Below are 13,743 nucleotides of genomic sequence, written 5' to 3'. Positions count from 1 at the left end.
TCCGAACATGTGTACGTTGTTCTATATTTGAAACGGTGACGCCAGCCGGGATTTCCCCTGTTGCGAGCGTCTGGAGGTGCCGCGCAACATGCGCGAACTCACATGCACTTCCCAGGAGCGCGTCAACATGTTTGTTGCGAACAGATCGAACCCGGTTCCCGAAAGGCTTCCCTTGCACGTCGAGGAAATCACGCCGTCGTGGCTGACGTCGGCGCTCGCGCGCGGTCATGAGGGCGTGACGGTCGAATCACGCGCAGTGAGTGACGTGATGTACGGAACCGCTACCAAAGTCAGGGTGCATCCTGTCTACAACGCAAGAGGGCGCGAGCTAGGCTTGCCGGAGTCGTTGATCGTGAAGGGCGGTTTCGTTCCAGAATATCGGAATCTGAATGCCTACATATACGAATACGAGGCGAGGTTCTTCAAGGAAGTCCATCCTCACATGCACGCGAACGTACCGGCCTGCTTTTACGCAGAGACGGACGCTCGAAGCGGGCAGTCTATCGTGATCCTCGAAGATCTAAGCTCGCGGAACGTTGAATTCTGCCGCGTGCAAAAGCCGCTCACATTTGCGCAGGCTGCGGCGAATCTGGACGCGCAGGCACGTTGGCACGCCCAGTTCTGGCAATCGCCGGAACTCGATAGTGGTGGTGAACTGGACTGGCTGGCGCCGCAGGATCCGCTGCCCGATGGCGAGTCAGGCACCTATCACTGGGGCCAGTTAAAACCCGATGTTTTCGCGAGCTATACGCAGTTGCCTCGCGGGGCTGCCGTGCCAAAGCGGTTTCATGATCGGGACTGGATGGAGCGCGCGTTGCTCGATCTGCGCGCTTTCGACCGAATCGGGCCGATGACGCTTCTCCACGGCGACGTTCACCTCGGAAATCTCTATTTCGACCGCGACGGCACGCCCGGCTTTCTCGATTGGCAGTCGTATCGACGCGGACCGTGGGCGCACGATGTCACGTATTTCCTGATCTCGGCATTGGACATCGCGGATCGACCGCGATGGGAGCGTGCGTTGCTCGAGCACTATCTCGAGCGGCTTGGGTTTTACGGGGTAATGGAGCCGCCGTCATTTGAAAGCGCGCTCGAAGCGTATCGGCGGCACATCGTCTACGGGCTGTTCTTCTGGCTCGTGAACCCGGTGGAATGGCAGGTGGAAGTCAACAATTGCGCGGTTGCCCCGCGATTCGCAATGGCAGCGCTCGATCACGAGATTTATGACCTTATCGGCCGATAACGACCTTCGGGGAGTTGAATGGCACGGCCAGGCGTGCCGCTATCGAAGCCAGCATTGCGTATTGCGCTTGACGTTGTTTCCTCAGCAGGGTACATTTTTTAGACCGTTATTCACAAATGTGAATGATGTGATGATGAGGAGGCAAACATGTCGGAGATGGTCGCTCGACGCAGCACGACCTGGCACAGGGTGTATGCGTGGGCTGCGCTTGGCGCGCTTTTCGCGTTTGCGCAAATCTATGCCTACGTGGCATGGATTCGTTCGGAGGACTTCCGCCCCGTCGATGTGGGCACGGACACGATTCCGGAATCCGTGAAGGCGACGATCGACCATTACCAATGGGTCAGCGTGTTGCTGTTGATTCCGGTGGCAATCTGGTTCGTCTACGGAATCGTCAAAAGCCGCCGCATCGACGCAGTGCGTCTCATGATGATCGGCTGGCTCTCTGCATACTGGCTTGATCCGTGGCTGGACTTTCTTCGTCCGATGTTCACCTATAACGCCTATGCGTTAAATTTTGGCTGTTGGTGCCGTTTCATTCCGTTCTGGCAATCGCCACATGCGCGCATTGCTGAGCCCATCCTGATAGACGCACCGAGCTATTTCTACACTTTCACGGGTACCGCAGTGGTTGCGCTATGGGCGATGCGTGCGGTCCGCCAGCGTTGGCCCCGTGCAGGTAACGTTGGAATCACGCTCGCGGGCTTCGCTGCCATCTGGATGACGATGGGTCTGCTCGACATCGCTGCCAGCCGCTTCATGGGATTCGATGCTTGGCCGGGCGCGTTTCAGCGTGTTTCGTTCTGGGGCGGTCACTACTACCAGTTTCCGGTTTACGAGTTCCTGCTGTTTCCGTCCGCCTTCGTGGCTTCTGCGTTCCTTCTGATGAACGTCGACAACAACGGTTACACGGCGATCGAACGAGGTGTCGATCGTCTCGAGTGCCATTCTGCGGTTCGCACGGCGCTGCGGGTGCTGGCCTTCGTCGCGTTTTGCAATGTACTGAATCTTGCCTACACGACTGCAATGGGTGTGCACGCGGTATATGCGGATCCGTGGCCGACGGATATGCCGAGTTGGCTGGCGAACGATCGATGACCAACCGGAACGTCCAGCGTTTCGACAACGTCGAGTATTACGTAGAAGACGACGTGGCCGTCGTCGCGATGAGCCACCCACCGGTCAACGGGCTGGGCCTCGGAGTTCGTCGCGGGCTCGTCGCTGCGTTCGAAGCGGCGCGGCACGATCCGGAAGTTCGAGCGATCGTGCTCAAAGGCTGCGGTCGTGGCTTCTCTGCAGGCGGCGACATCCGCGAATTCGGCACGGGCGCTGCGGCGGCAGCCCCTGCGTTGTCGCTGCACGTTCATCCGGTGATCGAGGCAAGCGAGAAGCCGGTTGTTGCCGCTATCCACGGATTTGCCATTGGCGGTGGGTTGGAAACGGCGCTGGTCTGCCATTACCGGCTTGTGGAGGGCAATGCGCAGATCGGGCTGCCGGAGTGCAGGCTTGGTGTGATCCCGTTGTCCGGGACGCAGCGTTTGCCGCGTGTGCTGGGCCTCGAAAAATCGATCGAATTCATTCTCGCTGCGCAAATCGTGTCCGCTAGCACGTTCGCCGGAACAACGCTATTCGACCGAATCGTTGAGGGCGATGAGCAGCACTTGTTGCGCCAAGCGATCGAACTGGCGCGAGAGAAGATGGGCAGCGCGGCGTTGCCATTGATACGCCGGTTGCCGTTGCCGGACCACGATCCGGTTTCCGTTATCGCTCAGGCGCGCGCGCGTCTCGCCTGCGGCGATGCGATAGAAAGCAAGTGCCTGGATGCCATCGCTGCCGCCGCCGAGTCGGCAGATTTCGAGGCCGGCTTGACCGCGGCGCGTACGATTTACGATCGGCTCGCTGCGTCCGATGAGGTGTCGAAGCGGCGAGATCGTTTTTTCAAGTCGCGCCAGGACAAACACGCGCGATAGGTGCCGACTGGACTGCCATTACGTGGAAAGCTGCTTGCGCAGGTCTCCTTTTCGCACTTTTCCTGATGGCGTGCGCGGCAGTTCAGCAACGATACAAAGATGCTCGGGGGTCTTTTGCTTCGCCACGCCCGCGGCGGCAAAGTGGGTCTGAACCGCACTCAGGTCGAGTGCCGTGTGTTCGTGCAAGACGACTACGGCACAGACTCTTTCGCCGTATCGGGCGTCGGGTTGCGCCACGACGGCGACATCGCGTACGGCGGGGTGAGTGGCAAGCACGCGCTCCACTTCGAGCGACGAGATGTTTTCTCCACCGCGAATTACGATGTCCTTCTTTCGGTCCGTGATGGTCAGGAAGCCGCTTTCGTCGAGATGGCCAATATCGCCAGTCCGGAACCATCCGTCTTCAGTGAATGCCGCCGCATTGAGTGCCGGGTCGGTGTAGCCGACGAACAACTCCGGCCCCTTGATGAGAATCTCGCCGTCGTGTCCCGCAGGCAGGTCGCGGTCCAACTCGTCGACAACGCGCACCTGAGAGCCGGGCTGAACGCGCCCGTCCGTGTTGGCTCGAATTTCAAAAGGAGAATCGGCCCAGGCAACGCTCACCGTCGAGTGTTCGGTCAACCCATAAGCGCGCGTTCCCTTAAATCCGGCGCGATCGGCCAGGGCGACGTGCTCGGGCGTGACGCCCGTGCCGCCCAGACCGTAAGACACGAGCGACGCCAGGCTGCGGCCGTCGCGACGAGCGGCATCAAGGAGTCCTTGAAGATGGAACGGCGTGCCGCCCGAAAGGCGTACCCGGTGCTCTTCGATGAGTCGTGCGGCGAGTGAGGCGTCCCATCGGTCCATGAACACCATCTCCGTGCCGGTGACGAACGGACGCAACAGAAAATTGAAGCCTGCGATATGCCCGGCAGGGAAGGGCGTCAGGTATGGCCCTGGCCCGTCGATGAACGGAATCTGCCACTCTGCGCCAACGGTTCGATGCGAGTGCTGAACGCCTTTGGGAGAAGCCGTCGTTCCCGAGGTGTACAGCAGCAGGCAGATGTCTTCCGGCGTCGGCGCGTCCCCGGGATGCGAATCGTGCGTTGTCGCCGCGAGTCGCTGCAGCGCATCGAACGTGATGCCGTTCGCTGGCACCCGATCGCCAACGACTATGACGCGCTCCAGATCGGGTGGGTCGCCCAGCGCGGCGACACGCTCCAGGTAGTCCGTGCCGCACCAGAGGTCGGGTACGCAAAGAAATCGGGCGCGCGACTGCCGAAGGATGAAGCCGACTTCGGCTGGACCGTAGATGTGGACGATCGGTACGAGCACGGCGCCGATTTCGAGTGCAGCCAGATACAGAAGCGCAGTCTCGCGCTGCGTGGGGAGCTGTATCGCGATCACATCGCCTCGACGCAGGCCGATCGCTCGCAGCGCCTTGCATATCCCTCTCGCGTCGCGCAGCAAGGACTGCGTGGTGCACGTGTAGGCGCCGCCCTGGATATGAAAATGGAGCGGCGTGGCGCCGTGCTGTTCGACGGCGCGCGCGATCAGAGCCGAGAGAGGCAACTCACTTGTCCAGGTTGCAGTTGTGTCGGGTTTCATGCCAGCAACGCCCGTAAGAGGCTCACCAGTGCAAGCGGCTGGTCGAGCATCATGTGATGGCCCGCGCGCGGCATCGTGATGGGCCCTTTTGCGTGGGGAATCGCCGCTGCGATGTTCCGCGCGCGATCTGTGCTGACCACGCTGCTGCACTCGGCGTGAACGTAGCTGACGGGAACCGTGATGCGGCTCAGCAGCTCTTCCTCTCCCTCGACCGGCTGGAGATCCCGAAGCTTCGGATCGAAGCGCCACACCCAGCCGTCGGCGGTTTGGCGAAGCGATGTCTGCGCGAGATGTTCCAGAAGCCACGGCCCGCAATCCTGCTCGGGGATGAGGCGAAACCGGCTGACGGCGGTTTGCCAGTCCGGATAGGGGCGTGGAGGCGGGCGTCGTTCCACGGCAGGCAAGCTATCGCCGCGTAGCATGAAATACGAATCGAGCACGATGGCATGCGAGAGACGATCGGGAAAAGTCGCGCACGCCTGCAGGAGACGAGATCCGCCGAAGCTGTGGCCGACTGCAACGCACGGACCGGAGCCGATTGCGTCCACGACGGCTACGAGGTCGCGCACGAAAATTTCTGCGCTGTATTCCTGCCTGTAGCCGCTCTCACCCATGCCGCTGAAATCCAGAGCGAACACACGAAAGCGATCGGTGAAGAACGGCGCAATGAAGTCCCACCAGTGCGTGTGGCCTAGAAATCCATGCGCGAAGACGAGCGGAGGTTTGCCTGTGTCTGCGGCGTTCCAGGAGACATAGTGCACTGCGGCCCCGCTGGCTTCGGTGAAGTGGGAGCGGCGTGGCTGGCTCATGGCGAGATCGAACCAGGAGGGGGCACTGACATTCATTGCGGCTCTTCCATTGCTCAAGGATTGTTTCGCACACCTGTCACGCAAGCGGGATGTGCTGTCGATTCGCGTCGATCCAGTCTGTCATCGAGGTCAGCTGGATGCCATGTTCGGAGAGCGAATCGATGTCGACGCGATACCCGACCGCGTTGATCCATTCCTGCGCGTTCACCCAACCCGGTGCGAGTCCCTTTGCTCGCGCTTCGTCCGGCGAGACGTGCGAAACGCCAATCTGTCTGCCAAGAACCTGACTGAGGCAAGCTCCCACTTCAGACATCGTGAGCTTCTCCGAAGCCAGCGGCACAGTCTCGCCATGCCAGCGTTGCGCGTCGTTGAGCGCGCTGGCTGCGAGCGCACCCACGTCGTCGGCGGCAACCCAGTCGAGCCGGGAATCGGGCAGCAACGCGCTGAGCAGCAAGCCCTCGCGCAGGTGCGGGAACATCGCGCGCGCTTTCGGCTCAGCGAGATTGTCCATCATGAATGCCGGTTGCAAGACCGTCCATGATTCGAAACCCGCAGAGCGAACGGCCTCTTCGACGTCCCATTTGTCCGTCCAGTATTTTTGATTCCAGCGCTTCTCGTTCCAGCCTGGAAACGTCAAATGATTGCCTGCCTGCGCCACGGAGGTATGAACGAATTGCGGGACGCCCGCGTTGCGCGCTGCGTTGATGAGCGCGAAGCCCTGGCGGCGCTCCCTGTCGCTGCGATCGAAATCAGGAAGGAGAACGGAAAAGACGGAGCGGACGCCCTCCATCGCTTTCTCGAGCGACTCACGGTCGTCCAGATCTCCCCTTAGGCCCTGCGCGTTCATTTCGATGAGTGCTCGCGCAGTCGGCGAGTCTGGATCTCGTGTCAGGAAGCGCACTGTACGTCCAGCCGCAAGGAGGCGACGAGCGGTTGCACCCCCTTGCGCGCCAGTAGCGCCGATGACGAGTGTCGCGTCGGATGAATCGGTCATGATTTTCCGGTGGTCGAACTATAGAGGTAGGCCAGCCGTGTCGTGGCTGGGCACATAGCGCACGAAGTCACTAGCCATGCGACCGGTCATTGGGGAATCGCCTGGAATCGTGCTTGTGTTCTAATATTAGCACGATGTTCATAAAAGTGCGCGGTGGCGAATGCGCGGGCGCCAAGGGGCGCGAAGCGGAAAGACGAAGCGTCGTCTTTCCGCGCGATAGCACGATCAATGCTGCGGTCGCAGCGTTTGAACGAGGCCGCCTTCATGTGCGACGATCACTTCGCAGCCAGGCTGATAAACATCGGCAATCTCGTCGCCGCGCACGCGGTTGCCCTGGAAACCGCGCAAATAGCTCGTTTCGTCGAGCCGCAAGACATGCTCGCCATCGGCGTCGCGCACAACGATCTGGTCAGGCGCGATAGACGTCAGCGTGCCCACATAGGGCAGCCGCGGCGCGAATGGGAAACTGCCGCCTTGCGGCAGGATGCGCGTGTCGAGCGAAAGACGAAAACGGTCCGAATGATTGCTGAGCCCGGAGTGCGGCGTGCGCCGACTCATCAACAGGACGTCGCCTAGACGGTAGTTCGTGCGGCGCCATGCTTCTTCGGGCACGCTCGCAAGGTCGATGGGAATGATCTTGTCGCCGTCCTTCTTGTGCAGGCACGGAAGCTTGTGCAGCCCTTCCGCTACGGCCAGTCCACCAACTTGCGCGTCGATATCGCTGAGTGGAATCCAGCAAATGATGAAGTCGAGGCGGTCGCTGTAGATCGCATCTTCGTGAATGAAGTCGAAGCGTGTGCGGTTTTTATCGATGGCGGGCGGCGAAGTGCGGTATTCGGTAAACGGCACCCAATAAAGCGGTACGTCGAAGAGCCTCTGGAAGAATGCGCGAGTTGCGGGATCTTCCATCACGGTTCGCGCGGCGCGCTGCTCATTCATTTCCTTCACGGGAAAGAAGCAGAAATTTTCGCGCTCCTTGCCGGTCCATCGCACGTCCCGATCGTTACGGTCCACGAAACCGTTGCGATCGAGGTGGTCAACGAGCAGTGCGCGCATGCGTTCGAGCGGCTCGTGGTCCAGTACGTCGCGGAAGAACAGGTAGCCGTCTTCGTCCCAGCGTTGTTGCAGCGCGGCGTGATCGCCGAGCTGATCGTTCGAAACGTTGAATTCGCGCATCGTCGGCACGATATCCGCGATTGGTGTGCTCACAAATTGTCTCCTCAGGTCGCAGGGGCGCTTTGCCGCTGTCTCACAGCAATCCGCGTTCTTCCGAAGTGCGGGTGGTAGTGTCGATGCCCAGTTCCCGCAGCGTCTCGAGTACCGCGGTGGTGGCGGAGGCGACAGCCGGGAAGCCTGCATACGGCAGCGCCTGGATGAGCACACCTTCGAGCTCTCGTGCGCTCAGACCGTTGCGTACTGCAATGCGGACGTGGTTTTTCAGTTCGAGTGTCTGCCGGTTGGCAATCAGGATGCCGAGCGTCACGAGGCTGCGCTGCTTGCGCTCGAGCTTGTCGTCGCCCCATACGTCCGCGAACGCGTAATTGACGGCAAGGCGTGAAATATCGGCGCCAAAGCCGTTGGACTCGCTTGCGGCCCGCAGGCCGGCGGCCTTGTCCTCACCCATGATTTCGCCGAATACCTTTAAACCATAGGCGTGCTTTTCTTCCAGGCTCTTCATTTGCGTCTCCTGTTTTACCGCAGCGGCGCGGCTATGGGTGGCGGGTAGCGGCTCTGCTCCTCCCCGCCATTTTTTTCGCTGACAATGATGACGATGATGCGTGCTAAGATCGCCGCGAAAGAGGATCAAATTCTGCATATAAGGGGATCGAAATTCGCAAGCCTGCCACGCCGACTGAGCCAGTGAAAGATGTTGCCGCGCTCGTGCTGCCGGGCAGCTACCTGTCGAGCGTGGGCGCGCTGGCGGATGGGTTCGCACTCATTGCACGGCATGTATTTACGCAGTTCGCGCCGCCATACCGCCACACGATGAAGACGCAGGTGCGCCTGTTGAGCGCCACCGCGGGCGGTCTGGAGTTCGCCGGCGGCCGGAAGATGGATAGTGACGGCGATTTGCTGGGCGACGCCGAGTACAGCATCGTCTACGTCCCGGCCTTTGCGGTGGCCAGCGAAGAGGCGCTCGTTACGCTGCTCGACCACGCACAGCCGGTGACGGAGTGGCTGCGTTGGCAACGTTCCCGGGGCGCGGTACTGGCCGCAAGCGGCACAGGGGTATTGCTGCTCGCTCAGGCAGGCCTTCTCGATGGTGGCCCTGCGGCTGTCCCGCGCGTGCTCAGGGGCTTGCTGCGCTCGCGCTATCCCAAGGTGCGCGTGGACACAGGCGCCACGATCGCAGAGCACGGAGGCGCGCACACCTGCAGCGTGCCGGCAAGCGAATGGCAACTCGTGGCGCGCCTCGTCGATCGTGCGATTTCATCGCATACCGCTCAATGGCTAGCCTCGACGACAGGCACGGATGGCGAGCGCGAGGAAGGCCGCCTGTCGAGCGACGATCCGCTCGTAAGCAGCGCGCAGTTCTGGCTCGCACAGCGTTTCGCCCAGGACTTCAAGATCAGCGAACTGGCGGACGTGCTGGCCGTTAGTCACGCTACGTTGCTGCGCCGCTTCACACGAAGCCTCGGCGTGACGCCGCGGGCTTATGCAAGCTCATTGCGAATCGAGGCAGCAAAACGCATGCTGCGCAACACTCAGGTCTCAATTGAGCAGATCGCCGTCATGGTGGGCTATTCAGATGTGCGCGCGTTTCGCAACATCTTCCACAAATACGTTTCGATGAGTCCGTCCGCGTATCGACGGCGCGGTGCCGGACGCGAATGAAGTTTGAAACCGCCCGGCATTCAGGCCGCAAATGTGTCGAGTTCGGCTTGGGCGGTATCGGTCGAACGAAACCGTTCGAGCAGGTAATCCACAAAAACCCTGACTTTCGCGGGCAGATACTGGCGGTGGGGATAGTGCACGTAAATGCGCGGTCCCGTACCATCCGCCTCGTCGCCGTGCACCCGGCATTCGGGAAGCACGATCTTGAGTGCGCCGGTAAGCAGATAAGGCAGCACCACGGGCACGGATGATGGCGTGATCCCTGCGCCGCTGAGCGCTGCGACGAGGCTGGTGTCCGGTTGGCCTGCCACGGTTAGACGCCCGCGGGGATGGTGGACGAACGTCCTGTCCTTCCGGGCGCCGCGCTTTCGCGTACTTCCTGGCATGCGTTCGAGATGAAGCGCGGCGAGTCCGAACGGCATACGGATGCCGACGAATTCGTGTTCCGCTAGTTCCTCCGGTGTTTGAGGAACGCTCTTGCGTTCGAGATAGCCCGGACTCGCGACCAGTACGATGGGGTAGTCGCACAGCGGACGGGAGACATGATTGGTTCCGCGTCCCCGGGCGTGCTGAATACTGACGTCGACGCCGTCGTTGACAAGGCTTGGCGCAATTTCGTCATAGCTGATGTCGATTTCGACGAGCGGATAGCGTTGCAGAAACTCCGCGATCACCGGAGTCAGGCAATGCCTCCCGAACGTCGGCGTGACGGATACCTTGATCATGCCCTCCGGATGCTCGGGACTGCGCCGCACATCCGCGACGGCTTCGTCGAGCTGATTCAACAAAGGCGCCACCCGTTGATAGAACTGCCGCCCCTCGCTCGTGAGGCTCAGCTTGCGTGTCGTCCGGTTGAAAAGGCGCACGCCGAGTTCACGCTCCAGCGCCGCGATACTCTTGCTGATGGCAGGCGGCGTGACCTGTAGGCGGGTTGCCGCCGCGATGAAGCTGCCGCAACGGACGGCCTGAACGAAAGGCTGCAGATTCCGGATTTCTGGCATCGTCGATTAATGAAAAAAAGTCACTCTAAATGTTCCGTTTAGTAAGCAGTGTAGAGCATGGGCCGACGCTAGAATCGAATTTATCAGAGGCGGCCCGCGCCGCGCGCGCCAGGCCGACCACGAAAATGCTCAGGAGACGACACGACTGACCTCGACGGCGCGTGACCGGCGCCGGTTCCTGCACGCGTCTCCTGCCTGTAGCAGTCAAACGCACAATGGAACGGCACATGGCACTTTCCCAATCGCACCAGCGCCCGCTCGATGTTCCCGGGCGCCTCTATATCGGCGGTGCATTCGTCGAAGCTGACGGCGCAGCCCGCGTCGAACATGTCAACCCTTCAACAGGGCGGCCTCAAGCCGTCGTGCCCCTCGGCAGCGTGAGCGATATCGACCGCGCCGTGAAGGCTGCCAGGGCGGCGCAGCGCATGTGGATGGAGATGGGGCCACGCGCGCGGGCGCGAAGCTTTCGGCGCCTGGGCGAGTTGCTCGAAGCGAACCAGGCGCAACTGTCATTTCTCGGAGCCCGAGAGTCGGGTATTCCGGTAGCGCTCCCGATGATGGACATGGCGCTCGGCTGGGTCGATCACTACATGGGTTGGATCGACAAGATCGAGGGTTCGTACGGAGAGTCTTATCCGGCGCCGGGATTCAACTACACACGCCGGGAGCCTTATGGCGTCGTGGGCGTCATCATCCCGTGGAACGGTCCGCTCATGGCGACCTGCATGATGGCGCTTCCGGCAATCGCCGCTGGCAATTGTGTCGTTCTGAAGCCCCCAGCGCTGGCGCCGTTCGTCGCACTGCGAATCGCCGAACTCGCTCACGAAGCTGGCTTTCCAGCGGGCCTTTTCAATGTCGTGCCCGGCGAAGCCGAAGCGGGCGAGGCGCTCGTGGCGCACCCCGAGGTCGGCAAGGTCACGTTCACGGGCGGCGAAGGCGTCGCGCGGCGTGTGATGGCGACGGCGGCGGCGTGCCTCAAGCCGGTGGCGCTGGAACTGGGCGGCAAGTCCGCCAACCTTGTCTTCGAAGACGCCGATCTCGACGCAGCTGCGGTACAGGCTGTCTATGGCGCGTTGGGTCTCAGCGGGCAGGGCTGCTTGAACCCGACGCGGCTGCTTGTGCACCAATCGCGCTACGGCGAAATGGTGGCGCGCGCCGCGGCGGTGGCTGCGAGCATGAAGGTGGGCGACCCCTTCGACCCTGGCACGGTCGCGGGCCCGGTGATCGGCCAGTCAGCCTGCGACCGTATCCTCGGCATCATCGCGCAAGCGCGGCGCGATGCGAGGCTCGTTGCGGGCGGCGAGCGGGTGGGGGGCGAACTGGCCGACGGCTTCTTCATTCAGCCGACCGTGTTCGCCGATGTCCGGCCAGGAAGTGCGCTGGAACAGAACGAGGTGTTCGGTCCCGTGCTCTCGATCACCCCGTTCGCCGACGACGCAGAAGCGCTCGCGATCGCCAACGGCACGCGCTACGGCCTCGGCGCCTATCTGCATACCAACGATCTCGACCGTGCGCACGCGTTCGCCGAGCGCATCCACGCGGGCTACGTGAACATCAACGGTTTCGCTTCGATGGCACCCGGCGCGCCGTTCGGGGGCTACCGGCAAAGCGGCTTCGGCAGGGTGGGCGGCTGGGCCGGCATGGAAGAGTATCTGCAGCTCAAGAATGTTTTCGTTGCGCGCAGGGAAGGCAAGCGATGAGCGAAAGCATTTTCGACTATATCGTTATCGGCGGCGGATCGGCGGGGTGCGTGATCGCGGCACGGCTGAGCGAGAACGCTTCAACTCGCGTGTTGCTGCTGGAAGCGGGCAAGGAAGGAAAGGGGTTTCTCTTCGACATGCCTGCCGGCAGTTTTGCGCTGATGGGCAATCCCAAGGCGGACTGGATCTATCCGACCGAGCCGGATCCTTCGGCCGGCGCGCGCGTGACGACATGGGCCGCGGGTAAGGCGTTAGGCGGCAGCAGCAGCATCAACGGGATGGTCTACATCCGCGGCCAGCGCGGAGACTACGATGCGTGGCATGACGGCGGGTGTGCCGGCTGGGGCTTCGACGACCTGCTCCCGTACTTCCGGAAATCCGAAAATTTCGCTGGTCCGGCATCCTCCGTGCATGGCTCGGATGGCCCGCTGACGGTCTCGCCGCCGCGCGTACTGCATCCATTGGCGCATACCTTTCTCGACGCCGCCGGGCATTGCGGCATGCCGGCGCGCGACGAGTATTGCGCGGGCGACCTGCATGGTTCGTTCATCGTCTACGGCACGACGCGAAATGGCAAACGCTGTAGTGCACGCAAGGCTTATCTCGAACCTGCGCTCAAGCGGCCCAACCTCACCGTCGCGACTAACGCGTTTGTCGACAACGTGCTGTTCGAGGGGCGGCGGGCGATTGGCGTCAATGTCATCGTCGATGGCGCGCGACAGATCTTTCTTGCGCGCAGGGAGGTCGTCCTGAGTGGCGGAACGATCGCATCGCCTGGCGTGTTGATGCGATCCGGCATTGGCGCAGGAGCGGATCTGTCCGCGATGGGTATCGAAGTCGTTGCCGATCTGTCCGGCGTTGGCCGCAATGTGCAGGAGCACTGCGGAGTCTCGCAGAGCCGCCTGATCGATGTGCCGACGTACAACACCATGGTGGGGCCGCTGCGTCTCGCGGGACACCTGCTGCAGTATGCGACAGTCAGGAAGGGGATTCTGACGTCGATCGCCGTCCATGCGATGGCCTACGCGCGCAGTGCCCCCGAACTGAACGAGCCAGACATCGCCATGAGCTTTTTGCCGCTGGCGATTGGCTTCGTTGGTGGACATCCCGCGTTGGCGAAGCAAGCGGGCGTCACGATTGGATCGCAGGTTTTGCGGCCGCACGGACGCGGGCGCATCAGTCTGAAGGATCGCGATCCGCTTACGAAGCCGGTCATCGAGCACGCGCTGCTTGGAGATCCTCGCGATCTCGAACTGACCATCAAGGGTAGTCGTCTCGTGAGCAGGGTGTTTGCCGCGCCGCCGCTGGCGAAACACGTCATCGGCGATCACGAGCCCGCATCGCTGCCCGAAAGCGATAGCGCGTGGGAAGCGTACGTGCGCCAACGCGTGGGTATTGGTTACCACCCGGTAGGCAGTTGCCGGATGGGAACGGACGAGACCGCCGTCGTCGATCCGCAATTGCGGGTTCGCGGTGTCGAGAGGCTGCGTGTGGTCGACGCCTCCGTCATGCCGAACATCATTTCGGGCAATACGAATGCTGCAACGATCGCCCTGGCCGAGAAGGCCGCGGAAATGATCGTGGCAGGATGATTGAACGCTGGC

At 61.8% G+C, this 13,743-nt stretch carries 12 protein-coding genes; 6 read left to right on the top strand and 6 right to left on the bottom strand.

Annotation, left to right across the window (positions count from 1 at the left end):
- Nucleotides 1-127 precede the first annotated feature (127 nt).
- From AB4Y42_RS30015 to AB4Y42_RS30005, 3 genes are all read left to right on the top strand, one after another.
- On the top strand, nt 128-1,243 hold the full coding sequence (locus AB4Y42_RS30015) for a phosphotransferase (protein WP_368696169.1): 1,116 nt from the start codon (nt 128-130) through the stop codon (nt 1,241-1,243).
- A gap of 147 nt (nt 1,244-1,390) precedes the next feature.
- Complete coding sequence (locus tag AB4Y42_RS30010) at nt 1,391-2,341, top strand: spirocyclase AveC family protein (protein WP_368696168.1); 951 nt, start codon at nt 1,391-1,393, stop codon at nt 2,339-2,341.
- A complete protein-coding gene (locus AB4Y42_RS30005) occupies nt 2,338-3,213 on the top strand; it encodes an enoyl-CoA hydratase-related protein (RefSeq protein ID WP_368687399.1) in 876 nt (291 codons plus the stop codon). The genes AB4Y42_RS30010 and AB4Y42_RS30005 overlap by 4 nt, the downstream gene beginning before the upstream one ends.
- An 18-nt stretch (nt 3,214-3,231) precedes the next feature.
- Here AB4Y42_RS30005 and AB4Y42_RS30000 read toward each other — a convergent pair whose 3' ends face one another.
- The 5 genes from AB4Y42_RS30000 to AB4Y42_RS29980 form a co-directional block, all read right to left on the bottom strand.
- Nucleotides 3,232-4,800 carry an AMP-binding protein gene (locus tag AB4Y42_RS30000; protein ID WP_368696167.1) on the bottom strand — a complete coding sequence of 523 codons (1,569 nt, stop codon included), beginning with the start codon at nt 4,798-4,800 and terminating at the stop codon, nt 3,232-3,234.
- Nucleotides 4,797-5,645 (bottom strand): alpha/beta fold hydrolase, encoded by an 849-nt coding sequence (locus tag AB4Y42_RS29995; protein ID WP_368696166.1) that lies wholly within the window; start codon nt 5,643-5,645, stop codon nt 4,797-4,799. The genes AB4Y42_RS30000 and AB4Y42_RS29995 overlap by 4 nt, the downstream gene beginning before the upstream one ends.
- Nucleotides 5,646-5,685: 40 nt before the next feature.
- The gene (locus AB4Y42_RS29990; RefSeq protein WP_368687402.1) at nt 5,686-6,603 is read right to left on the bottom strand and encodes an NmrA/HSCARG family protein; all 918 of its coding nucleotides are present in this window, start codon (nt 6,601-6,603) and stop codon (nt 5,686-5,688) included.
- A 225-nt stretch (nt 6,604-6,828) separates the two neighbouring features.
- A complete protein-coding gene (locus tag AB4Y42_RS29985) occupies nt 6,829-7,812 on the bottom strand; it encodes a phytanoyl-CoA dioxygenase family protein (protein WP_368696165.1) in 984 nt (327 codons plus the stop codon).
- A 40-nt stretch (nt 7,813-7,852) separates the two neighbouring features.
- A complete protein-coding gene (locus AB4Y42_RS29980; protein WP_368687404.1) occupies nt 7,853-8,281 on the bottom strand; it encodes a carboxymuconolactone decarboxylase family protein in 429 nt (142 codons plus the stop codon).
- A 182-nt stretch (nt 8,282-8,463) separates the two neighbouring features.
- On the opposite strand from AB4Y42_RS29980, the gene AB4Y42_RS29975 reads away from it, so the two are divergent.
- Nucleotides 8,464-9,438 (top strand): GlxA family transcriptional regulator, encoded by a 975-nt coding sequence (locus tag AB4Y42_RS29975; RefSeq protein WP_368696164.1) that lies wholly within the window; start codon nt 8,464-8,466, stop codon nt 9,436-9,438.
- A gap of 20 nt (nt 9,439-9,458) precedes the next feature.
- Here AB4Y42_RS29975 and AB4Y42_RS29970 read toward each other — a convergent pair whose 3' ends face one another.
- The gene (locus AB4Y42_RS29970) at nt 9,459-10,439 is read right to left on the bottom strand and encodes a LysR family transcriptional regulator (RefSeq protein WP_368696163.1); all 981 of its coding nucleotides are present in this window, start codon (nt 10,437-10,439) and stop codon (nt 9,459-9,461) included.
- 227 nt (nt 10,440-10,666) lie between these two features.
- Between AB4Y42_RS29970 and AB4Y42_RS29965 the strand changes: the two genes are divergently transcribed.
- Both AB4Y42_RS29965 and AB4Y42_RS29960 read left to right on the top strand, forming a co-directional pair.
- Nucleotides 10,667-12,139: an aldehyde dehydrogenase gene (locus tag AB4Y42_RS29965; RefSeq protein WP_368696162.1), complete on the top strand. Its 1,473-nt coding sequence runs from the start codon at nt 10,667-10,669 to the stop codon at nt 12,137-12,139.
- On the top strand, nt 12,136-13,731 hold the full coding sequence (locus AB4Y42_RS29960) for a GMC family oxidoreductase (protein ID WP_368687408.1): 1,596 nt from the start codon (nt 12,136-12,138) through the stop codon (nt 13,729-13,731). The genes AB4Y42_RS29965 and AB4Y42_RS29960 overlap by 4 nt, the downstream gene beginning before the upstream one ends.
- Nucleotides 13,732-13,743: the final 12 nt, after the last annotated feature.

This window comes from Paraburkholderia sp. EG286B, from assembly GCF_040965655.1.
Classification (GTDB): domain Bacteria; phylum Pseudomonadota; class Gammaproteobacteria; order Burkholderiales; family Burkholderiaceae; genus Paraburkholderia.
The sequence above is the reverse complement of the archived record's forward strand: the minus strand, read 5'-3'. Positions and strand labels throughout refer to the sequence as shown.

Coding starts and splice junctions, on each gene's coding strand:
- AB4Y42_RS30000 (WP_368696167.1), bottom strand. CDS start 4,800: ATGAAACCCGACACAACTGCAACCTGGACAAGTGAGTTGCCTCTCTCG.
- AB4Y42_RS29960 (WP_368687408.1), top strand. CDS start 12,136: ATGAGCGAAAGCATTTTCGACTATATCGTTATCGGCGGCGGATCGGCG.
- AB4Y42_RS29995 (WP_368696166.1), bottom strand. CDS start 5,645: ATGAATGTCAGTGCCCCCTCCTGGTTCGATCTCGCCATGAGCCAGCCA.
- AB4Y42_RS29990 (WP_368687402.1), bottom strand. CDS start 6,603: ATGACCGATTCATCCGACGCGACACTCGTCATCGGCGCTACTGGCGCG.
- AB4Y42_RS30010 (WP_368696168.1), top strand. CDS start 1,391: ATGTCGGAGATGGTCGCTCGACGCAGCACGACCTGGCACAGGGTGTAT.
- AB4Y42_RS29965 (WP_368696162.1), top strand. CDS start 10,667: ATGGCACTTTCCCAATCGCACCAGCGCCCGCTCGATGTTCCCGGGCGC.
- AB4Y42_RS29980 (WP_368687404.1), bottom strand. CDS start 8,281: ATGAAGAGCCTGGAAGAAAAGCACGCCTATGGTTTAAAGGTATTCGGC.
- AB4Y42_RS30005 (WP_368687399.1), top strand. CDS start 2,338: ATGACCAACCGGAACGTCCAGCGTTTCGACAACGTCGAGTATTACGTA.
- AB4Y42_RS30015 (WP_368696169.1), top strand. CDS start 128: ATGTTTGTTGCGAACAGATCGAACCCGGTTCCCGAAAGGCTTCCCTTG.
- AB4Y42_RS29970 (WP_368696163.1), bottom strand. CDS start 10,439: ATGCCAGAAATCCGGAATCTGCAGCCTTTCGTTCAGGCCGTCCGTTGC.